Raw genomic sequence first — 20,326 nt, 5'->3', positions numbered from 1 at the left:
ATTTGAGTAGTGATATGCGAAGGTGTTCTCCAGGCCTACAGGCGCAAATTAAATTTCGTCAGGCGTACGCAGATTGGTGACGGCAATACGTTCACCACGTTTACGCTCGCGCTCAGACTGCATGTTCGCGCGATACACACCCTGATCGCCAACGACCCACGACAGTGGGCGACGTTCTTTACCGATGGACTCCTGCAGCAGCATCAGCGCCTGCATGTAGGCTTCCGGACGAGGCGGACAACCCGGGATGTACACATCCACTGGGATAAATTTATCTACGCCCTGTACGACGGAATAGATGTCGTACATACCGCCAGAGTTAGCACATGCGCCCATGGAGATAACCCATTTTGGCTCCAGCATCTGGTCATAAAGACGCTGAATAACAGGTGCCATCTTGGTAAAGCAGGTACCGGCCACCACCATCAGGTCAGCCTGACGTGGGGAAGCACGCAGTACCTCTGCCCCAAAACGCGCAACGTCATGCACCGCAGTGAATGACGTCACCATTTCAACGTAGCAGCAAGAAAGGCCAAAGTTGTAAGGCCAGATGGAGTTCTTACGACCCCAGTTGACCATATCGTGCATGGCATGTTCGAGTTTGCCCATGTACACGCTTTTATTGACTTCTTGCTCCAGGGGGTCGGTTACGATCTCCTGTTTTTGCAGGGGGTAACGGTCATTCTCACCGTTAGGATCTATGCGGGTGAGCGTATAATCCATCTTATTGCCTCGCTGTTACTGCTGACGATTAGAGATACTGTTTTCCGGGTTGATGTGTTCACGACGTGAACGCGCAGGCGTCCAGTCAAGCGCGCCAATACGCACCAGATAAACCAGACCGGCCAGTAGCACTAAAATGAAAATTGCGGCCTCGACAAAGCCCACCCAACCACTTTCGCGAATGGAGGTAGACCACGCGAAGAGGTAAAGCGCTTCCACGTCGAAGATGACGAAGAACATGGCTACCAGGTAGAACTTGGCAGACAGGCGTAAGCGAGCGGTACCTACTGAATCAATACCTGATTCGAAAGGTGTGTTTTTGTGCCTTGCACGGGCGCGACCGCCCAGGAACCAGCCGCCGACTAACATCAGGCAGCACAGGCCAATGGCTACAATAAGAAAGATTGCGAATGCCCAGTGATGAGCGATGACTTCTGTGGATGTTGACATACTCATTGCTTACTCATCAAAAGTGATACCAACGACACTGCTCTTGCTGGCAGATGGGCATCACATCGATTCATGGGGAGGAACAAATAACCTTACACTAACTGTCAGAAATGAGACGTAGACAGCAAAATGATGGGGTTTTTTACTCCTTTCTATAACCTATTGTCAACTTTAACAAAGGTTTCTTCACATTAAATTACATCGAGCGATTCTCATTAACATTTGGTGCCCTTTAACCCTGGTGGGTACATGACTTTCCGTCAAATGTATGTTGTTGAATCGTGTCCGTTTCGGAAGTAAAAAAAATAACCCTCCTATTTTGACAGGATTTGCCAACGATTCCTCCCCCCAAATAGGAGTATTTTCTTGATCTGCGACACGCTTTTGTTAATTCAACCTGGAAAACGGCAACATATTTCCTGTTTTTTTAACATAGGGGGGATATGGATGAAGTTAGAACGGAAAACGGATGAGTTTTAATCAAAAGCATTTAGCTTATTGATAAATAGAGGGTATCCCGGAAATCCACGCGGCATACGCGGGTATTATTGCTAAAAAAAAGCCACTGCATGTGAAAATCACACGAGTGGCTTTTTTTTACACTTACATTTTGTTACCAGAATTTTGAGCGGGCGATCACTCAAAATCCCCTTCAACGATCAGGGAATCATCCCCCCCTTCGGAGGTAACGCGCTCGAACTGCCACGGGTTATGGTAGTTTTCCATCGCCTCGAACACCACCTTTGCCAGCTCGTTATGGCTGGACGAATTGTGGCAGAGCAGATATTCCGTATCCGGCAGCGCAGGCAGGCCATCAGATTTTCCCAGAACGCGCAGATCGGGGCTCATCATTTCTACCGGGCGGGCGGTGACACCCAGACCGGCTTTCACGGCGGCACGCACCGCTGGCAGCGTCGACGCCACATACGCCAGACGCCACGGAATATTGGCCTCATTCAGCGCCGTCAGCACCATATCGCGGAACGGGCTCGGGTCATCCAGTAACACCAGCGGCACCGGCTCGCCTTTTTGCAGCACGTATTCGGCCGCGCAATACCAGTGCGTAGGTGATGTACGCAGCGTCAGGCAATCAAACTGCCCGGGACGATGCGTGGTGACCACCAGGTCGACTTTATTCTCATTTAACATCTCAACCATAAAAGCATTACGCTTTACGCTAACGTCCAGCGCAAGCTTCGGATAAACCGAACTGATGCGATTGAGAAGAAACGGCAATATAGTATCCGCCGACTCATCAGATGCACCTAACGTTAGCACGCCCTGAAGGTTGCTAAACATTAATGACATACATGCTTCATCATTAAAGCGAAGAATTTTCCTGGCATAACCCAGAAGCTGAATACCGTGTTCCGTTAAGAGCTTATTACGCCCGTGACGGGCAAATAGCTCTTTACCAACCAGTTGCTCCAGCCGCTGCATTTGCTGGCTGACGGCGGACTGAGTTCGGCAAACGGCGGCAGCAGCTGCTGCAAAAGTGTTGAGATCGGCGACCGCAACAAACGTTCTCAGCAGATCGAGGTCGAGATTCATTATCGGACGATTTGCATTTATCATATCTATTCACTTTCAGGTTGCTCGTGCGGAGCTGCCCGGGTTGAAGCTGTGTGTGTACAGTTAAGCAATTCCCTCTGAAGATTTTCCCTCGCATCCCGGCCCGGCAGACTGCCTGACAGATAGTTATTGTGCTGCTTTATATCAACAGTCAGAAAGCACGTTTCATGACGTTATTTTTATTCTCTTAAACGTTCAGGATATTTAGATGTTCGCAGGTTTATGTAAATTACATTAAAGGTATAACACCTTTTCTGCCATCTGTATCGCAGCGCTGTCAACGTAGCAGGAGATGTGCGACACATTCCAGCCAGAGATAACTCTAACAATAACAATCAATTAATTCAGAAAACCAGTGTCAGATATACAAAAAACGTGCATCTGTCCTCTGCTTTCCTTGAAGACATCTTAACCCAAATCCACTTTATTTATAAGTCTTATTGCAATATTAAGGATTAAAGAAGAATGTTAAGCTTCTAAACTAATTTTATTAAAATTAACTAAAGTTGCATTTTATAGGTTAATAATAAATAAATTTTAATTTAGATTAAGACTATTCATTAATGGCACTTAACATTAATTTCACATGAGTAACTTTTATCCACAGTATGCTATTACAGAAACAGGCATCAAGCATTCAGGTTTTACGAAAAGTCACTCAGGGTGATTGCCACCTCTGTCCAGCTTACTACTTATTTTTAACAGCACATTATACAGTATTTTGGCAAATGGATAGCACATTTAACCTAACCTCTCGCTAAGCGCGCAACTTTAAGACAGTGAAAAAGCGCACGCGCAGCGAAAAAGATTCATCAATAATTTGCTCCGGGCACAAAATCTTCTCCTGCACACCCTTCAAAACGAAGCGAGGGGGGAGTACATTATTCCGTGCTGACTTCCACGGCAGGGAGCGGCAATAATAGCGAAAAGGTTAAAGGTTCATGTCCCCTATCGAAAAATCCAGCAAGCTAGATAACGTCTGTTATGACATCCGCGGCCCGGTTCTGAAAGAGGCAAAACGCCTTGAAGAAGAAGGCAACAAGGTTCTGAAACTCAACATTGGTAACCCTGCGCCATTTGGTTTTGAAGCGCCGGATGAAATTCTGGTTGATGTGATCCGCAACCTTCCGACTGCACAAGGCTATTGCGATTCAAAAGGACTTTACTCCGCACGTAAAGCCATTATGCAGCACTACCAGGCACGCGGTATGCGTGATGTTACCGTTGAAGATATCTATATCGGCAACGGCGTCTCCGAACTGATTGTGCAGGCAATGCAGGCCCTGCTGAACAGCGGGGACGAAATGCTGGTACCCGCGCCGGACTATCCGCTGTGGACGGCTGCCGTATCACTGTCCAGCGGTAAAGCAGTGCATTATCTGTGCGACGAATCCTCTGACTGGTTCCCGGACCTGGATGATATACGCGCAAAAATTACGCCCCGCACGCGCGGTATCGTCATTATTAACCCCAACAACCCGACGGGCGCGGTTTACTCAAAAGAGCTGCTGATGGAGATCGTCGAGCTGGCCCGCCAGCACAACCTGATCATCTTTGCAGACGAAATTTACGACAAGATCCTCTACGACGCGGCGCAGCACCATTCCATCGCCGCGCTGGCCCCGGACCTGCTGACCGTCACCTTTAACGGCCTGTCCAAAACCTACCGCGTGGCCGGTTTCCGCCAGGGCTGGATGGTGTTAAACGGTCCTAAAAAACACGCCAAAGGCTATATTGAAGGGCTGGAGATGCTGGCCTCCATGCGTTTATGCGCCAACGTGCCGGCGCAGCACGCGATCCAGACCGCGCTCGGCGGCTATCAGAGCATCAGCGAGTTTATCGTGCCCGGTGGACGCCTGTACGAACAGCGTAACCGCGCGTGGGAGCTGATCAACGATATCCCGGGCGTCTCCTGCGTGAAGCCGAACGGGGCGCTCTATATGTTCCCGAAAATTGACGCAAAGCGCTTCAATATCCACGACGACCAGAAAATGGTGCTCGATTTCCTGCTGCAGGAAAAAGTGCTGCTGGTCCAGGGCACGGCGTTTAACTGGCCGTGGCCGGATCACGTGCGTATCGTGACGCTGCCGCGCGAAGATGACCTGGAAATGGCCATCAGCCGTTTCGGCCGCTTCCTCTCAGGATACCATCAGTAACGTTGCCTTTCTGCCGGGTGGCGCTGCGCTCACCCGGCCTGCACAATCCGCAAATTTGCATCTTGCCTCCCCTCCCCGCACAATGAACGCCTGTCGCAGTGAAGACAAAAGGTAACCTATGAGTCAGAGTCATTTCTTTGCCCACCTCTCCCGCCTGAAACTCATCAACCGCTGGCCGCTGATGCGCAATGTCCGTACGGAAAATGTGTCAGAGCACAGCCTGCAGGTTGCGATGGTCGCTCACGCGCTGGCCGCCATTAAAAACCGCAAATTCAACGGTCAAGTCAATCCAGAGCGCATTGCCCTGCTGGCGATGTACCACGATGCGTCAGAAGTGCTCACCGGCGACCTGCCTACGCCGGTGAAATATTTCAATTCGCAGATTGCGCAGGAATATAAGGCCATTGAGAAAATTGCCCAGCAGAAGCTGATTGAGATGGTGCCCGAAGAGCTGCGTGATATCTTCGAGCCGCTTATCAACGAGCATCAGTACACGGAAGATGAAAAGTCGCTGGTCAAACAGGCCGACGCGCTGTGTGCCTATCTGAAGTGTCTCGAAGAGCTGTCCGCAGGGAATAACGAATTCTTGCTGGCGAAAACGCGCCTGGAAAAAACGCTGGAATCCCGTCGCAGCGAAGAGATGGATTACTTTATGCAGGTGTTTGTACCGAGCTTCCATTTATCGCTGGATGAGATTAGCCAGGATTCTCCCCTCTGATTTACGCCCAGCGGCGCTGCGCTTGCAGGGCCTGCTGGCTTGTTGGCCGGGTAAGGCGCAGCCGCCACCCGGCAAAATGCTCAGAACGGAAACAGGACCGGTATCAATACCACGCACACCACCATCACCAGCACGGTGAACGGCACGCCCAGCTTCACGAAATCGCTGAATCGATAGTTCCCAGGCCCCAGCACCAGCGTGTTTACCGGTGAAGAGACCGGCGTCATAAACGCCGCGGAAGCGGCCATCGCCACCATCATCGCAAACGGATACGGCGATACGCCCATGGACTTCGCCATCGCCAGGGCGATAGGTGCCATCAGTACCGCCGTCGCGGTGTTCGAGATAAACAGGCCGATGGTGGCGCACATGATGAACAGGCAGACCATCATCATGTACGGCCCATACCCGCCGCCCACGTCCATTAAGCCTTTAACGATCAGATCTACCCCGCCGGTTTTTTGCAGCGCCAGGGCGAAGGGCATCATCCCGACAATGAGAATGATGCTCGGCCAGTGAATGGCCTTATAAGCGCTTTCGGCGTCAATGCAGCGGAATTTACCCATCAACAGGCAGGCGATGATTGCGGCGACCGGATTGGGGATCTCATCGGTCAGCATCAGCGCCACCATCAATACCAGGCAAAAAATCGCATGGGGCGCCTGGCTGTGGGCGGGCGACGCGTCGCTCTCCTCAACGGGCATGTTGAGCACCACAAAATCACGCCCTTTTTGCCCGAGCTGGCTAATCAGCTTCCAGTTACCGACGACGAGAAAAATATCGCCCAGCAGGATCGGCTCATCCACCACCGCCCCTTCCATCGCCACGCCATCGCGCTTCAGCCCCACGACGTTCAGGCCATAGCGGGTACGGAACCCCATCTCCCGCACGGTTTTACCCAGCAGTTCCGATTCCGGGATCAGCGACACCTCGGCCATGCCGACATCCAGCGCCTGATCGGAGAAATACTCCCCGCGCAGCACCATCGGCTCCAGCAGCTGTTCGCTGCAGAACTCGCGCAGGTCCACATCCGCGGTGGACATATCAATCAGCAGGACGTCACGCGCGCGGAACTCCGACACCCCGTTGACGTTGACGATCACCCGGCGAAACCGTCGCCAGCGCTCTACGCCGATCACATTCGCGCCATAGCGCTCACGCAGCTTCAGGTCATCCAGCCGCAGCCCCACCATCGGCGAGCCGGGCCGGATCGCCAGACGGCGCGCGCGCCCGGTAAGGCGGTACTCCTTAATCAGATCGCGGAAGGTGCGTCGCTTCCATCCTTCTTTATTTTTGTCCTGTTTTTCACCTTTCAGGGCAAAACGGGTCAGCAGCATGTAGACCACGCCCATGACCAGAATGACCAGCCCAAGCGGGGTGACGCTGAAAAAGCTAAAGCCCTCAAATCCTTCCCGGATCAGTTCGCTGTTGACCACCAGGTTCGGCGGCGTTGCCACCAGGGTCATCATGCCGCTGATAAGCCCGGCAAAGCTCAGGGGCATCATCAGGCGCGACGGCGAGCTCTGCATCCGCATGGAGACGCTCAACACCACCGGGATAAAGATGGCGACCACGCCCGTGGAGCTCATAAACGCCCCCAGCCCGGCGACGGTCACCATCAGGTAGATCAGCATCTTGGTTTCGCTGCTGCCCGCCACTTTTACCAGCCACGCCCCCATGATGGTCGCTACGCCGGTGCGCACCAGACCATCCCCGATGATAAACAGGGCGGCAATCAGGATAACGTTGGGATCGCTAAATCCGGAGAAGGCTTCCGGCAGCGTCAGCGTTCCGCTGAGCACAAATGCGACGATAACAAACAGGGCGACGGCGTCCATGCGTACCTTGCCCGTGGCAAAAAGGATGATGGCGATTAAAAGCAGGCTCAGGACCCAAATCAGTTCACCGTTCACAACCTATCCTTGTCAGTGGAAGATGAGAAATTTTGCCATAAAAAAGCCCCAGCAATGTGGGGCCATATCATGGGATTACATTTTTAGCGAGACGGTTACAACTCCGTCAGAGGCTTTTGAAACAGACAGTGCCGTCAGTGAATCCAGCACCAGGTCTGCCTCGTCCAGGCGGGGAGATTCCGCCGGAACGTTAACGGCGATGACGTGGCTTCCTGCGTTCAGCCCGGCCAGTACGCCAGCCGCCGCATCTTCGACCACCACGCACTCTGCAGGGTCCAGGCCCAGCAGTTCAGCGCCCAGTAAAAATGCGTCAGGCTCCGGTTTACCCCGCTTCACGCGCTCCGCCGTGATAAACACGTCCGGCGTTGGCAACCCTGCAGCCTTGTGCCGGGCGTGGGCCACCGGCACGGAACCGGAGGTGACAATAGCCCACGGGATCTGCGCCTCGTTCAGATGCTCAAGCAGTTCGCGCGCGCCCGGTAACGCGGTGATGCCGTCCGTATCGGTGGCTTCAATGTGTTCCAGGTACTTGAACTCCGCCTGAATGTCCTCCTCAGAGCGTCCGGCCAGGAAGTGCCGTAGCGAGGTGATGGCCTGTTTGCCATGGATAAAATTCAGCACGTCCTGATGGTCGATGCCATGTCTGTCAGCCCAATGGCACCAGGAACGCTCCACAACCGGCAGCGAGTCCACCAGCGTACCGTCCAGATCAAACAGAAAACCTCTACACTGCACACGCACCTCCGTCAGGCATTAATGATTTGTTGAATTTCGTTGCTGCTTAAATGGTACTGACGCGGGCAGGCGTGCCACGCGCTCAGCATACGCTGATATTTATCCCACATCGGGGTCTGCGCGTTGAAGCCGTGGGTGCCCGCGTCAAAGTGGGTATAACGCCCTTCTGTATTCACCATAAAGCGAACATAGCTCAGATAACGCGCTTCCGTTGCGGCATCAAAGCCTAAGAAGGTCACGCGGCGCTCGTCAATGGACTGCTGATCTTTGAGATTCGTCCAGGACACATGCAGGGCGTGATACATCTCCATAATGTCGATCACGATGCGACAGGTTTCTTCTTTCAGCTCGCCAAACTCGCGGTCCAGTTCGCGCATTTGTAGACCAAAGCCGCGTTCGACGATGGTTTGCAGGCGGCTGTAGCGCGCAGCGTTATCGGGATCAAGCATAGTCATCATCTTGTACTGGTTAGACAAAATCAGACGTTGGGCATGGGTCATTTCCATCTTTCGACTCCTGTAGCGCATTGCACTTAAAAAAAAGACACGGTAACTGATTGTTACTGTGCCCTCTTTTCTTGGTCGTTTCGATGATCAATCACAAGTCATCGAGGAATGTTTTATCCAGTTGCTTAAATGCACGCTTTAACGTGTCCGCCAGCGCCTGGTAATCCGGCTTGCCTTCCACCGGGGCGAGCGCCTGCCCGGCCTCTTCCAGTTTACCGCGCACTTCATAAAACCAGTGTAAAATAGAAGGGGGAAGTGGCGTGATGGACCGTTTACCTAACCACCACAGGCCCTGCATTGGCAGGCTTAATGCGAAGAGCGCCGTGGCAACGGCAGGACCAAGCTGTCCACCCAACGCAATCTGCCAGCACAGCGTAAAGATAGCGACAGGCGGCATAAAGCGAATCGCATAGCGCGTGGCGCGGATGGTGCGATTCTCAATAAACATCGGCGCAAGGCGCTTTTCCATCGGCCACGTCTTTGCGTAATGCTGTCCCCGACGAAACAGGCTAAAGAAATTAACGGACGGGTTCTCTGGTGTCGACATGGCTGTACCTCAACTTCACATATAAAAATTAAAATTTTCGTGCAAAACCACAACAAGCTATGACAACGTTCAAAATATTTTGTCATCACTACCCCGTATCGGGTATCCTGTGCCAGCCTGATAGGGCCTTAGACGAGAATCATTAGCTCGTCAAATTATTGCATATTATGCCATTGGCTGAAAATTGTGCAAAATGGCATAAAATCATAGTTATTTCTTCCATCATGCCACAATGTTCGTTTGGCATGATGTTAATCATAAATGTCCGGGTCATCATGCGTTACGCTGTTAGACTCACTGACGTTTTTTTAGCCACGTATCAATAATAGGTACTTCCATGTCGAGTAAGTTAGTACTGGTTCTGAACTGCGGTAGCTCCTCACTGAAATTCGCCATCATCGATGCGCTCAACGGTGACGAATACCTCTCTGGTTTGGCCGAATGTTTCCATCTGCCTGAAGCACGTATCAAGTGGAAGATGGACGGCAGCAAACAAGAAGCGGCTTTAGGTGCAGGCGCCGCTCACAGTGAAGCGCTGAACTTTATCGTTAACACTATTCTGGCACAAAAACCAGAACTGTCTGCTCAGCTGACTGCGATTGGTCACCGTATCGTCCACGGCGGCGAAAAATACACCAGCTCCGTCGTGATCGACGACTCTGTGATCCAGGGCATCAAAGACTCTGCCTCTTTCGCACCTCTGCACAACCCGGCTCACCTGATCGGTATCGCTGAAGCGCTGAAATCCTTCCCGAATCTGAAAGACAAAAACGTGGCCGTATTCGATACCGCGTTCCATCAGACCATGCCGGAAGAGTCTTACCTCTATGCCCTGCCATACAGCCTGTACAAAGAGCACGGCGTACGTCGTTACGGCGCGCACGGCACCAGCCACTTCTATGTGACTCAGGAAGCGGCAAAAGTGCTGAACAAGCCGGTTGAAGAGCTGAACATCATCACCTGCCACCTGGGCAACGGTGGTTCTGTTTCGGCTATCCGCAATGGTAAATGTGTTGATACGTCCATGGGTCTGACCCCGCTGGAAGGTCTGGTGATGGGTACCCGTTCCGGTGACATCGACCCGGCGATCATCTTCCACCTGCACGACACCCTGGGCATGAGCGTTGACCAGATCAACAAAATGCTGACCAAAGAGTCTGGCCTGCTGGGTCTGACCGAAGTCACCAGCGACTGCCGTTACGTTGAAGACAACTACGCAGAGAAAGAAGACGCTAAACGTGCAATGGACGTTTACTGCCACCGTCTGGCGAAATACATCGGCTCTTACACTGCGCTGATGGAAGGCCGTCTGGACGCGGTTATCTTCACCGGTGGTATCGGTGAGAACGCGGCAATGGTTCGTGAACTGTCCCTGGGCAAACTGGGCGTTCTGGGCTTCGACGTTGATCACGAGCGTAACCTGGCTGCCCGCTTCGGCAAGTCTGGCTTCATCAACAAAGAAGGCACCCGCCCTGCTCTCGTTATCCCAACTAACGAAGAACTGGTCATCGCGCAAGACGCGCACCGCCTGACTGCCTGATTCCACACCGCCAGCAATGCTGGCGGTGCTGTTTTGTAACCCGCCCGATTTGGGCGGTAACGAAAGAGGATAAACCGTGTCCCGTACTATTATGCTGATCCCTACCGGAACCAGCGTCGGCCTGACCAGCGTCAGCCTTGGCGTTATCCGTGCTATGGAACGCAAAGGCGTTCGTCTGAGCGTCTTTAAGCCAATCGCCCAGCCACGTGCCGGTGGCGATGCACCAGACCAGACCACCACCATCGTTCGCAAGAACTCCAATCTGCCGGCGGCTGAACCGCTGAAGATGAGTCACGTTGAGTCTCTGCTCTCCAGCAACCAGAAAGACGTGCTGATGGAAGAGATCATCGCCAACTACCATGCTAACGCGCAAGACGCAGAAGTGGTGCTGGTTGAAGGTCTGGTTCCAACCCGCAAACACCAGTTTGCCCAGTCTCTGAACTTCGAAATCGCGAAAACCCTGAACGCAGAGATCGTTTTCGTGATGTCTCAGGGCACTGACACTCCGGAACAGCTGAACGAGCGTATCGAACTGACGCGCAGCAGCTTCGGCGGCGCGAAAAATACCAACATCACCGGCGTGATCGTCAACAAGCTGAACGCGCCAGTGGATGAGCAGGGCCGTACTCGCCCTGACCTGTCCGAGATCTTCGACGACTCGTCCAAAGCGAAAGTCATCAAAGTTGACCCGGCTAAGCTGCAGGAATCCAGCCCGCTTCCGGTTCTGGGCGCGGTGCCATGGAGCTTCGATCTGATTGCCACCCGTGCAATCGACATGGCGCGTCACCTGAACGCGACCGTGATTAACGAAGGCGACATTAACACCCGTCGCGTGAAGTCCGTGACCTTCTGTGCGCGTAGCATTCCGCACATGCTGGAACACTTCCGCGCAGGTTCCCTGCTGGTGACCTCCGCAGACCGTCCTGACGTGCTGGTTGCAGCCTGCCTGGCCGCAATGAACGGCGTGGAAATCGGTGCGATCCTGCTGACCGGTGCCTACGAGATGGACCCACGCGTCAGCAAGCTGTGCGAACGCGCGTTCGCTACCGGCCTGCCGGTCTTTATGGTGAACACCAACACCTGGCAGACCTCCCTGAGCCTGCAGAGCTTCAACCTGGAAGTGCCGGTTGATGACCACGAGCGTATCGAGAAAGTACAGGAATACGTTGCGGGCTACATCAACGCAGACTGGATCGAATCCCTGACCGCGACCTCCGAGCGCAGCCGCCGTCTGTCTCCGCCAGCATTCCGTTACCAGCTGACCGAGCTGGCGCGTAAAGCGGGCAAACGCGTTGTGCTGCCAGAAGGCGACGAACCACGTACCGTTAAAGCGGCGGCTATCTGTGCAGAGCGCGGCATCGCGACCTGTGTGCTGCTGGGTAACCCGGATGAGATCAACCGCGTAGCGGCCTCTCAGGGCGTTGAGCTGGGCGCTGGCATCGAAATCGTTGACCCGGAAGTGGTTCGCGAAAGCTACGTTGCCCGTCTGGTTGAGCTGCGTAAGAACAAGGGCATGACCGAAGCCGTTGCGCGTGAGCAGCTGGAAGACAACGTGGTGCTGGGCACGCTGATGCTGGAGCAGGACGAAGTTGACGGCCTGGTTTCCGGTGCGGTTCACACCACGGCGAACACCATCCGTCCACCGCTGCAGCTGATCAAAACCGCGCCAGGCAGCTCTCTGGTTTCTTCCGTGTTCTTCATGCTGCTGCCTGAACAGGTTTACGTTTACGGCGACTGCGCGATCAACCCGGATCCAACCGCAGAGCAGCTGGCAGAGATCGCTATCCAGTCCGCAGACTCCGCGACCGCTTTCGGTATCGAGCCACGCGTGGCGATGCTCTCCTACTCCACCGGCACATCTGGTGCAGGTAGCGACGTAGAGAAAGTGCGTGAAGCGACCCGTATTGCGCAGGAAAAACGCCCTGATCTGATGATCGACGGCCCGCTGCAGTACGATGCTGCAGTCATGGCTGACGTTGCAAAATCCAAAGCGCCGAATTCTCCGGTTGCAGGTCGCGCTACCGTGTTCATCTTCCCGGATCTGAACACCGGTAACACCACCTACAAAGCGGTACAGCGTTCTGCCGACCTGATCTCCATCGGGCCAATGCTGCAGGGCATGCGCAAACCTGTGAACGACCTGTCTCGTGGCGCACTGGTAGACGATATCGTTTACACCATCGCGCTGACAGCGATCCAGTCTTCGCAGCAGCAGTAATGTATTGCCGGATGGCGCTTCGCTTATCCGGCCTACAAAACCGTAGGCCCGGTAAGCGCTAGCGCCACCGGGCAACAAAAAGGCGACCACTTAACCGGTCGCCTTTTTTATTTACAGCAGTTCGCGCGCCGCCGATACAATGTCATGTGCCGTCAGGCCATACTCTTTCTGCAGGAAATCCTGCGTTCCCACCTGGCCGTAACGCTCCTTGACCCCGACCCGCCGCATCGGCACCGGACAGGTTTCCACCAGCACTTCTGCCACCGCCGACCCCAGCCCGTTGTGAATGCTGTGGTTTTCACAGGTCACGATGCGCCCGGTTTTCTCGGCGTAGTTTTTCACCAGCATCCGGTCGATGGGCTTCAGGGTAAACATATCGATGACCGCCGCGCTGACGCCCTCCTGCTCTAGCTGGCGCGCCGCCTCCAGCGCCTCCGTCACCATGATGCCGTTGGCAATCAGCGTGATATCGCTGCCTTCGCGCAGCACGTTGCCTTTGCCAATGGTAAAGGTCGAGCCCGGCGCATAGACGCTCGGCGCCTGCTTGCGGATGGTGCGCACCCAGTAAAAGCCGTCGAGGTCGATAAGCTGACGCAGTACGTCCTCGAACATCACCGCGTCTGTGACCTCCAGCACCACCGAATGCGCCAGACCGCGCACGATGCCCATATCTTCGAACGACATGTGCGTCCCGCCGTTGTGGCAGGCCGTCACGCCCGCGTCTGAAGCAATCACCTTCACGTTGTTACGCTGATAGTCGAGGGACATAAACAGCTGGTCAAAGCAGCGGCGGCTGGCAAAGGCGGTGAAGGTGTGAACGAACGGCTTGCGGCCGGTAAGCGACAGCCCGGCTGCCGTGCCGATGACGTTAGCTTCCATAATGCCGCAGTTAATCACGTGCTGCGGATAATCGCGCGCCACGCCGTCCATCGCCATCGAGCTCATCAGGTCGGCTTCAAGCGCAATGATGTCGCTTCCGGCCTCAATCTGCTTTGCCACGAAGCCCGCGTAAACTTTACGCATCTCAACGGCGTCTTTCTGTCCTGCCGGTGCAACCTTAATCATGTGAAGCCTCCAGTTGGCGAATCGTCTCGTTGAGGGCCGCTTTGCTCTCCGCGGTCAATCGCAGGTGATGCGAGTTGCTGAGCTGCTCCAGATACGGCACCCCCTGGCCTTTGATGCTGTCAAGGATCACCACCCGCGGGCGAGCGTCCGCGGCAGGCACCCGGGACGTTACCTCCAGCAGCGCCGGAATGTCGTCCCCCTTGACCGTCACCACGTCAAAGCCAAAGGCGCGGAATTTGCCCTCGAGGTCGAACGCGCAGATGATCTCATCCAGCTCGCCGTCGAGCTGCTGTTTGTTCCAGTCGACAAACACCGTCAGGTTGTTCAGGCGATGGTGGGCAATAAACTGGAACGCTTCCCAGCACTGCCCCTCGTTCAGCTCGCCGTCGCCGACGATGCAGAAGACCCGATTCGGCCGCCCTGCCAGCCTGTGCGACAGCGCCATGCCGCCGGCGATGGAAATCCCCTGCCCCAGCGAACCGGTGGTAGCATCTACGCCGCGCGTTTTCAGGCGGTCCGGGTGGCTGGGCAGGCGCGTACCGTTCTGGTTAAGCGTGCTCAGCTCTTCTGTCGGGAAGTAGCCCTTGATCGCCAGGGTGCTGTAGAGCGCCGGGCCCGCATGGCCTTTTGACAGCACAAAGTAGTCTCGCTCCGGCCAGTCCGGGTCCGCCGGGTCGATTTTCATCACCGCGCCGTACAGCACGGCCAGGGTTTCAACCACCGACATGCTGCCCCCGTAGTGGCCAAAGCCCAGCTGCGTCAGGGATTTCAGCGTCTCCAGGCGGATCTGACGCGCGAGTTCAGTTATCTCTTTCTCATTCATGATTTGGCTCCGGTGTTTTCCTGCGCGTTACCGCCTGCAGGTTTGTTTTTCGCGAAGACGTTGTACGCCACCAGCAGCGCGAACAGCGCCACGACCAGCCCGGTGATAGCTAGCGGCGACAGGAAGCGCGCCAGGTTGCCGAGCACAATCCCAACCGCGCCGAAGTCGGCGTCAGAGAAGGTGGTGTTGGCAAAGCCAATGGCGCCCAGTACCGGCAGCAGCAGGACCGGCAGGAAGGTAATCAGCAGGCCGTTGGCAAAGGCGCCAATCATCGCCCCACGACGTCCGCCGGTGGCGTTACCGAACACGCCCGCGGTTGCGCCGGTGAAGAAGTGCGGCACCACGCCCGGGAGGATCAGTACCCAGCTAAACTGACCGCAGATGAACAACCCCACAATCCCGCCGAGGAAGCTGAACAGGAAGCCAATCAGCACCGCGTTAGGTGCATAGGGATACACCACCGGGCAGTCCAGCGCAGGACGCGCGTTCGGCACCAGTTTTTCCGAGAAGCCGGTAAAAGCCGGGACGATTTCCGCCAGAATCAGGCGTACGCCCTGAAGGATGATGAATACGCCCGCCGCGAAGGTGATAGCCATGATGATGGCGTACACGAGGTAGTTCTGACCGGCGCTGAAGGTGGCCTCGACGTACTCGGGCCCGGCGCTCACCGCCAGGATCAGGTAGATAATCATCATGGTCAGGGAGATGGAGATTGAGCTGTCGCGCAGGAAGCTCAGGTTCTTCGGCAGGTTCATCTCTTCGGTTGAGCGGGAGCCTTTGCCAACCTTGCTGCCAATCCAACCGGACAGCACGTAGCCCAGCGTGCCGAAGTGGCCGAAGGCAATCTCATCGTTGCCGGTAATGCGCTTCATGTAGCGCTGCGCAATCGCCGGGAAGAAAGCCATGATCAGGCCGAGGATTAGCGACCCGGTAAAGACCAGCCCTACGCCTTCAAAGCCCGCCACCGTCAGGATCACGCCAATCATGCACGCCATATAAAACGTGTGGTGCCCGGTCAGGAAGATGTACTTCAGGCGGGTAAAGCGTGCGACGATAATATTCGCCACCATCCCGAAGGCCATAATCAGCGCGGTCGCTGCACCGTATTTTTCGAGCGCAATGGACACAATGGCTTCATTGTTTGGAATAATGCCCTGAATAGTAAAAGCGTGTTCAAACATGCCGCCTAACGGATTTAACGATCCGACCAGCACGGTGGCACCGCCGCCCAGTACAATAAAGCCCAGAATAGTTTTAATGGTCCCTTTCACCACGTCTGAAAACGCTTTTTTTTGCGCAACCAGACCGATTAACGCAATTAAACCCACCAGCACCGAAGGGACTTTTAAAATATCAACAACGAAATTCAGCGTTTCAAGGATAAACATATCCACCTCGCCTTATCAGGGTTATTGTCTTTCGAACCAGGCGCGCAGCTGCGCTTCAAGTTCGTTGATGTCGATGATGTTGTTGATCACCACCATCTGGCTCTCCGGCACGCTGGCGCTGGCCGCAATGTCTTTTGCCATCACGAACAGATCGGCCGCGCCCGGCGTCGCCGAGGAGAGATCGGAGTGTTCAACCTCAGCCTCAATCTCCAGCTTTTTGAGCACCTTTTTAATATTCATTTCGACCATAAAACTGCTGCCCAGGCCGGAACCGCAAATAGCCATGATTTTCATTGTTGTCCCCTTATTTTGAGTAGAGTACGCCCCATCACGCTGACGCGTAATGTAGTGAAAAACCGGATTACAGAATTAAATCAGAAGCGGTTAATAATTGTTTTAATTTCCTCCAGGGTATTCGCCTGATGCAGTTTCTCCATCTCCTCGTCGCTGGAAAATAATTCTGCGAGTGCGGATATCATTTCGATATGGCTATGTTTGTCAGGTGCCGCGAGCATGATAATCACATCGACAGGGTAAAACTCACCGGCACCAAACGCGACGCCCTGTTTTAGTTTTAATAACGACAACCCCAGTCCTTTGGCGCCTTCCTCCGGCCGCGCATGCGGCATCGCCAGCCCTGGTGCCAGCACATAATAAGGTCCTAACGCGTGGTGCTGCTTGATGATGGCCGTGACGTAGTCAGGCTCAATCACCTGCAAATCCAGCAGCGGCTTCGCGCACAGCTTCAGCGCCTGCGGCCAGTCTTCCACGCTCTCCTGCAGCGTGATGGTTGTATCATATATCCATTTTTTGAGCACTTTTCACTCCCGCCACACGTTTAAGATGAGCAAACTTTATTCAACGCATCGCGGATTGACTGCGATCGCGATCACAAAGATAGCGCTACCAATCGTTAACATGCAGAAATGTGATAGCGCTATCAAATTGCAATCACGTTGCTAAATCACAGCAAAAAAAGGGATTTAAGGCGTATACTGCCTGTCACGTGAAACGAAGGAAAAAAAGAACGCGTCTGGTCAGCAGGAAGGTGTATGTCTCTAACCCGAAAACGGCGCAGTACTGGTAAAGTGACACTCGCCGATGTCGCACAGCTTGCCGGTGTGGGCACGATGACCGTGTCCCGTGCGCTTCGCACGCCCGAACAGGTTTCCGATAAACTACGAGAAAAAATTGAAGCTGCCGTGCATGAGCTGGGTTATATGCCTAATCTTGCCGCCAGTGCCCTTGCCTCGGCGTCGTCATGGACAATAGCCATGGTGGTGCCCAACCTCTCCGAAGCCGGCTGCTCGGAGATGTTCGCCGGGCTACAGCAGGTGCTGCAGCCTGCCGGATATCAGATCATGCTGGCAGAATCCCAGCATCGTCTTGAGCAGGAGGAGAAGTTGCTGGAGACGCTGCTGGCGTCAAATATCGCCGCAGCGATTTTGCTCAGCGTTGAACATACCGACACCGTTCGCCACTGGCTGAAAAACGCCTCGATTCCGGTGATGGAGATGGGCGCCATGCGCGCCGATCCGATTGATATGAACATCGGGATTGATAACGTGGCGGCCATGTTTGAGCTCACGGAAATGGTGATTAAGCGCGGCTATCAAAACATTGGCCTGCTGTGCGCCAACCAGGAGCAGTGGATTTTCCAGCAGCATCTGCAGGGCTGGTATAAAGCCATGCTTCGCCACCATATGTCGCCTAACCGGGTCATTAACGCGGCGATGCCGCCGAGCTTCTCGACCGGCGCGGCGCAGTTGCCCGAATTCCTGCTGGCATGGCCTGAGCTGGATGCGCTGGTGTGCGTCTCTGACGAGCTGGCCTGCGGCGCGCTGTACGAGTGCCAGCGCAGGCGAATCAAAGTGCCGGACGATCTGGCAGTGGTAGGGTTTGGCGATAGCGACGTGAGCCGCGTCTGTCAGCCGCCGCTGACGACCATGGCGGTGCCGCATCGTAAGATTGGCATCGAAGCCGGGAAAGCGCTACTGGAGCGCCTGAATGGCGGAGACTGGCGCGATCAAAAGCCCATCGCGTCCAGCCTGTGTCTGAGAGAGAGCTGCTGACGCTTACTCAGCCTCTTCCTCTTTTTCTGATTTGGTCGATTCGTTTTTGGCGTTGCGGGTCATCCACAGCGCCAGCGCTTTTAACGAATCCGGCGTGAACTCGTCGCAGCGCGCGGTGATCTCTTCCGGCGTCATCCAGCTGACTTCACTCACTTCTTCTTCCTGCAGGGCGAACGGGCCGTGGGAGACGCAGCTAAACAGCCCGCCCCAGACGCGGCAGTTCTCGTCTTCGAAATAGAACTGACCGTGCTCGGCAAACGGCACGCCGGCGATGCCTAACTCCTCTTCCGCTTCACGACGCGCAGAATCCAGCAGCACTTCATCCGCCTGGACGACGCCGCCTGCAGTGGCATCCAGCATACCCGGGAGAAAATCTTTGGTGTCCGTGCGGCGCTGAACCAGAATTTTACCCATACCGTCATGCACAACGATATATGTCGCACGGTGACGCAGGCGCTCCGCACGCATTTGCTCGCGGCTGGCCTGCGCGATCACTTCATTCTCTTCGTTGACAATGTCAACCCACTCTGTACTTGCCAAATGACTCTGCTCCACCATCGGGAAACCTTCTTTTCTAAGCGCTCTTTCGGCGCGTTTGCAGTTGAGGTGTAACTTACGGATTAATCGCTACCTGCGCAATAACTTGCTGATCATTAAGTGCGATAACGCTCAGGGTATTTCCTTCCAGCATGCCGTAGCTTGCAGGATACCCGCCTTTTGGGATGCTGACCGAGCCCGGATTAAAGTGATAAATCTCACCGCGTTTTTCCGCAACCGGAATATGAGTATGACCGTAAACCAGGACATCGCCAGCCGCGAGGGCCGGGAGATTATCCGGGCTGAAAAGATGCCCGTGGGTCAGGAACAGACGGTGATGTTCGAGCAGCACCTGCTGCCACGGCGCGGTAATGGGAAAATGCAGCAGCATCTGGTCCACTTCGCTATCACAGTTGCCGCGAACAGCGATGATGCGCGAGGCATACGGGTTGAGTTTTTCCGCGACCTGCGCAGGGTCATAGCCTTCCGGCAGCGCGTTGCGTGGGCCGTGATTCAACACGTCACCCAGAATAATCAGCCACTTCGCACCACTTTGCTCAAACAGAGAAAGGACACGCTCGGTCGCGGGCAGCGATCCATGGATATCCGACGCAAACATCAGTTTCATCAGTCACTCCTCGGGAAAACAGACTGCCCCCATCATACCTGAAGCGTCAGGGCTTATCAGCCCGCGCGCTTGGCCGAGAGTGCCACATAGCGCTGCACGGAGGCACGCTGCCACTGGAACGCGGCATAATCCACCAGCAGCTGCGGCACCTCGTCACCGTTGAGGATCAGGCGGTTTAGCATCAACGCCAGATCGGCATCCGCAATGCACCACTCGCCGAACAGGTTTGGGTTGCCATGGGCGAGCAGTAAGGAGGCGGTTTCAATCAGCTTCTGCGCGCTTTCCTGGCCTTCTGCGCTGAGGGCGGGCTTTTTCACCCCGGCAAACACGACGTCCGTGGAGCGTTCAACGCGAATCGGCACCAGATCGCTGCGCAGCCACGCCTGGATCTGCCGCGCCCGGGCGCGCTTTTGCAGATCGTGAGGATAGATACGCTCCCACTCCGGGGGGGCGAACCGATCTTCCAGATATTCATCGATCGCCGACGATTCGCTCAGGGCAAATCCGTCAATCTCCAGCACCGGCACGCGACGGGTCAGGTCGTAACCCTGCCACTGCGGCTTGAGATGTTCACCGCCGTCGAGATCAACGGTCTTCAGGGTAAAAGCGAGTCCTTTTTCGGCCAGCGCAACGTAAACGCTCATGACATAGGGAGAAAAGAAGTTCGCATCGGACCACAACGTGATGACGGGCTGGTTCATAACATCCTCATAGGCTGATCGGTTTTTACTCAAC

At 54.9% G+C, this 20,326-nt stretch carries 20 protein-coding genes; 5 read left to right on the top strand and 15 right to left on the bottom strand.

The genetic code is table 11. From position 1 onward, the window contains the following. Nucleotides 1–48 precede the first annotated feature (48 nt). The 3 genes from nuoB to lrhA all read right to left on the bottom strand — a co-directional run bounded on the left by nuoB (nucleotide 49) and on the right by lrhA (nucleotide 2,748). The gene (gene nuoB / locus FHC52_RS17045; protein ID WP_003861482.1) at nucleotides 49–723 is read right to left on the bottom strand and encodes an NADH-quinone oxidoreductase subunit NuoB; all 675 of its coding nucleotides are present in this window, start codon (nucleotides 721–723) and stop codon (nucleotides 49–51) included. A 15-nt stretch (nucleotides 724–738) separates the two neighbouring features. Further along, a complete protein-coding gene (nuoA, locus tag FHC52_RS17040) occupies nucleotides 739–1,179 on the bottom strand; it encodes an NADH-quinone oxidoreductase subunit NuoA (protein WP_006176516.1) in 441 nt (146 codons plus the stop codon). A gap of 630 nt (nucleotides 1,180–1,809) precedes the next feature. Further along, nucleotides 1,810–2,748 (bottom strand): transcriptional regulator LrhA, encoded by a 939-nt coding sequence (lrhA, locus tag FHC52_RS17035; RefSeq protein ID WP_021241557.1) that lies wholly within the window; start codon nucleotides 2,746–2,748, stop codon nucleotides 1,810–1,812. 938 nt (nucleotides 2,749–3,686) lie between these two features. Between lrhA and alaA the strand changes: the two genes are divergently transcribed. Together alaA and yfbR are read left to right on the top strand one after the other, a co-directional pair. Beyond that, on the top strand, nucleotides 3,687–4,901 hold the full coding sequence (alaA, locus tag FHC52_RS17030) for an alanine transaminase AlaA (RefSeq protein ID WP_008500204.1): 1,215 nt from the start codon (nucleotides 3,687–3,689) through the stop codon (nucleotides 4,899–4,901). 118 nt (nucleotides 4,902–5,019) lie between these two features. After that, nucleotides 5,020–5,619 (top strand): 5'-deoxynucleotidase, encoded by a 600-nt coding sequence (yfbR, locus tag FHC52_RS17025; RefSeq protein ID WP_008503531.1) that lies wholly within the window; start codon nucleotides 5,020–5,022, stop codon nucleotides 5,617–5,619. An 80-nt stretch (nucleotides 5,620–5,699) separates the two neighbouring features. Here yfbR and FHC52_RS17020 read toward each other — a convergent pair whose 3' ends face one another. From FHC52_RS17020 to yfbV, 4 genes are all read right to left on the bottom strand, one after another. Next, nucleotides 5,700–7,532, bottom strand: coding sequence for an SLC13 family permease (locus FHC52_RS17020; RefSeq protein ID WP_063922419.1), 1,833 nt, complete (start codon nucleotides 7,530–7,532; stop codon nucleotides 5,700–5,702). 75 nt (nucleotides 7,533–7,607) lie between these two features. Continuing rightward, a complete protein-coding gene (locus FHC52_RS17015; protein WP_021241560.1) occupies nucleotides 7,608–8,267 on the bottom strand; it encodes a sugar phosphatase in 660 nt (219 codons plus the stop codon). An 11-nt stretch (nucleotides 8,268–8,278) separates the two neighbouring features. Then, on the bottom strand, nucleotides 8,279–8,773 hold the full coding sequence (locus FHC52_RS17010; protein WP_008502874.1) for a YfbU family protein: 495 nt from the start codon (nucleotides 8,771–8,773) through the stop codon (nucleotides 8,279–8,281). A 91-nt stretch (nucleotides 8,774–8,864) separates the two neighbouring features. Further along, a complete protein-coding gene (gene yfbV, locus FHC52_RS17005) occupies nucleotides 8,865–9,320 on the bottom strand; it encodes a terminus macrodomain insulation protein YfbV (RefSeq protein WP_008502875.1) in 456 nt (151 codons plus the stop codon). Nucleotides 9,321–9,657: 337 nt separating this feature from the next. Here yfbV and ackA point away from each other — a divergent pair, with 337 nt between their 5' ends. Both ackA and pta read left to right on the top strand, forming a co-directional pair. Further along, nucleotides 9,658–10,860, top strand: coding sequence for an acetate kinase (gene ackA / locus FHC52_RS17000; RefSeq protein WP_008502876.1), 1,203 nt, complete (start codon nucleotides 9,658–9,660; stop codon nucleotides 10,858–10,860). A gap of 76 nt (nucleotides 10,861–10,936) precedes the next feature. Continuing rightward, nucleotides 10,937–13,078 carry a phosphate acetyltransferase gene (gene pta / locus FHC52_RS16995; protein ID WP_023294122.1) on the top strand — a complete coding sequence of 714 codons (2,142 nt, stop codon included), beginning with the start codon at nucleotides 10,937–10,939 and terminating at the stop codon, nucleotides 13,076–13,078. A 111-nt stretch (nucleotides 13,079–13,189) separates the two neighbouring features. Here pta and FHC52_RS16990 read toward each other — a convergent pair whose 3' ends face one another. The 5 genes from FHC52_RS16990 to FHC52_RS16970 all read right to left on the bottom strand — a co-directional run bounded on the left by FHC52_RS16990 (nucleotide 13,190) and on the right by FHC52_RS16970 (nucleotide 17,172). Further along, nucleotides 13,190–14,143, bottom strand: a complete 954-nt coding sequence (locus FHC52_RS16990; RefSeq protein WP_100121786.1) for a transketolase family protein — start codon at nucleotides 14,141–14,143, stop codon at nucleotides 13,190–13,192. Then, complete coding sequence (locus FHC52_RS16985) at nucleotides 14,136–14,966, bottom strand: transketolase (RefSeq protein WP_025912734.1); 831 nt, start codon at nucleotides 14,964–14,966, stop codon at nucleotides 14,136–14,138. The genes FHC52_RS16990 and FHC52_RS16985 overlap by 8 nt, the downstream gene beginning before the upstream one ends. Beyond that, a complete protein-coding gene (locus FHC52_RS16980) occupies nucleotides 14,963–16,354 on the bottom strand; it encodes a PTS ascorbate transporter subunit IIC (protein ID WP_126289155.1) in 1,392 nt (463 codons plus the stop codon). The genes FHC52_RS16985 and FHC52_RS16980 overlap by 4 nt, the downstream gene beginning before the upstream one ends. A gap of 21 nt (nucleotides 16,355–16,375) precedes the next feature. Next, entirely contained in the window at nucleotides 16,376–16,648 is a 273-nt protein-coding gene (locus FHC52_RS16975; protein ID WP_220420153.1) for a PTS sugar transporter subunit IIB, read from the bottom strand. An 80-nt stretch (nucleotides 16,649–16,728) separates the two neighbouring features. Continuing rightward, nucleotides 16,729–17,172, bottom strand: a complete 444-nt coding sequence (locus FHC52_RS16970; protein WP_220420152.1) for a PTS sugar transporter subunit IIA — start codon at nucleotides 17,170–17,172, stop codon at nucleotides 16,729–16,731. Nucleotides 17,173–17,406: 234 nt separating this feature from the next. Here FHC52_RS16970 and FHC52_RS16965 point away from each other — a divergent pair, with 234 nt between their 5' ends. Then, nucleotides 17,407–18,426 (top strand): LacI family DNA-binding transcriptional regulator, encoded by a 1,020-nt coding sequence (locus FHC52_RS16965; RefSeq protein ID WP_128299487.1) that lies wholly within the window; start codon nucleotides 17,407–17,409, stop codon nucleotides 18,424–18,426. A 3-nt stretch (nucleotides 18,427–18,429) separates the two neighbouring features. Here the strand turns inward: FHC52_RS16965 and yfcD are convergent, their stop codons facing one another. The 3 genes from yfcD to yfcF are packed head-to-tail and all read right to left on the bottom strand — an operon-like array spanning nucleotide 18,430 to nucleotide 20,292. Next, entirely contained in the window at nucleotides 18,430–18,984 is a 555-nt protein-coding gene (yfcD, locus tag FHC52_RS16960) for an NUDIX hydrolase YfcD (RefSeq protein WP_008502582.1), read from the bottom strand. Nucleotides 18,985–19,039: 55 nt separating this feature from the next. Continuing rightward, a complete protein-coding gene (gene yfcE, locus FHC52_RS16955; RefSeq protein ID WP_021241566.1) occupies nucleotides 19,040–19,591 on the bottom strand; it encodes a phosphodiesterase in 552 nt (183 codons plus the stop codon). A 56-nt stretch (nucleotides 19,592–19,647) separates the two neighbouring features. Next, entirely contained in the window at nucleotides 19,648–20,292 is a 645-nt protein-coding gene (gene yfcF / locus FHC52_RS16950; RefSeq protein ID WP_008502584.1) for a glutathione transferase, read from the bottom strand. Nucleotides 20,293–20,326 lie beyond the last annotated feature (34 nt).

The sequence above is a fragment of the Enterobacter sp. EC_64 genome (assembly GCF_019584165.1).
GTDB lineage: Bacteria > Pseudomonadota > Gammaproteobacteria > Enterobacterales > Enterobacteriaceae > Enterobacter > Enterobacter roggenkampii.
The sequence above is the reverse complement of the archived record's forward strand: the minus strand, read 5'-3'. Positions and strand labels throughout refer to the sequence as shown.

Excerpts from the sequence above, each read along its gene's own strand:
- FHC52_RS16985 (WP_025912734.1), bottom strand. The coding sequence starts at position 14,966 with ATGAATGAGAAAGAGATAACTGAACTCGCGCGTCAGATCCGCCTGGAG.
- ackA (WP_008502876.1), top strand. The coding sequence starts at position 9,658 with ATGTCGAGTAAGTTAGTACTGGTTCTGAACTGCGGTAGCTCCTCACTG.
- alaA (WP_008500204.1), top strand. The coding sequence starts at position 3,687 with ATGTCCCCTATCGAAAAATCCAGCAAGCTAGATAACGTCTGTTATGAC.
- yfbR (WP_008503531.1), top strand. The coding sequence starts at position 5,020 with ATGAGTCAGAGTCATTTCTTTGCCCACCTCTCCCGCCTGAAACTCATC.
- yfcE (WP_021241566.1), bottom strand. The coding sequence starts at position 19,591 with ATGAAACTGATGTTTGCGTCGGATATCCATGGATCGCTGCCCGCGACC.
- yfbV (WP_008502875.1), bottom strand. The coding sequence starts at position 9,320 with ATGTCGACACCAGAGAACCCGTCCGTTAATTTCTTTAGCCTGTTTCGT.
- FHC52_RS16975 (WP_220420153.1), bottom strand. The coding sequence starts at position 16,648 with ATGAAAATCATGGCTATTTGCGGTTCCGGCCTGGGCAGCAGTTTTATG.
- nuoA (WP_006176516.1), bottom strand. The coding sequence starts at position 1,179 with ATGAGTATGTCAACATCCACAGAAGTCATCGCTCATCACTGGGCATTC.
- nuoB (WP_003861482.1), bottom strand. The coding sequence starts at position 723 with ATGGATTATACGCTCACCCGCATAGATCCTAACGGTGAGAATGACCGT.
- FHC52_RS16980 (WP_126289155.1), bottom strand. The coding sequence starts at position 16,354 with ATGTTTATCCTTGAAACGCTGAATTTCGTTGTTGATATTTTAAAAGTC.
- yfcF (WP_008502584.1), bottom strand. The coding sequence starts at position 20,292 with ATGAACCAGCCCGTCATCACGTTGTGGTCCGATGCGAACTTCTTTTCT.
- FHC52_RS16965 (WP_128299487.1), top strand. The coding sequence starts at position 17,407 with ATGTCTCTAACCCGAAAACGGCGCAGTACTGGTAAAGTGACACTCGCC.
- FHC52_RS16990 (WP_100121786.1), bottom strand. The coding sequence starts at position 14,143 with ATGATTAAGGTTGCACCGGCAGGACAGAAAGACGCCGTTGAGATGCGT.
- yfcD (WP_008502582.1), bottom strand. The coding sequence starts at position 18,984 with ATGGTGGAGCAGAGTCATTTGGCAAGTACAGAGTGGGTTGACATTGTC.
- lrhA (WP_021241557.1), bottom strand. The coding sequence starts at position 2,748 with ATGATAAATGCAAATCGTCCGATAATGAATCTCGACCTCGATCTGCTG.
- FHC52_RS17010 (WP_008502874.1), bottom strand. The coding sequence starts at position 8,773 with ATGGAAATGACCCATGCCCAACGTCTGATTTTGTCTAACCAGTACAAG.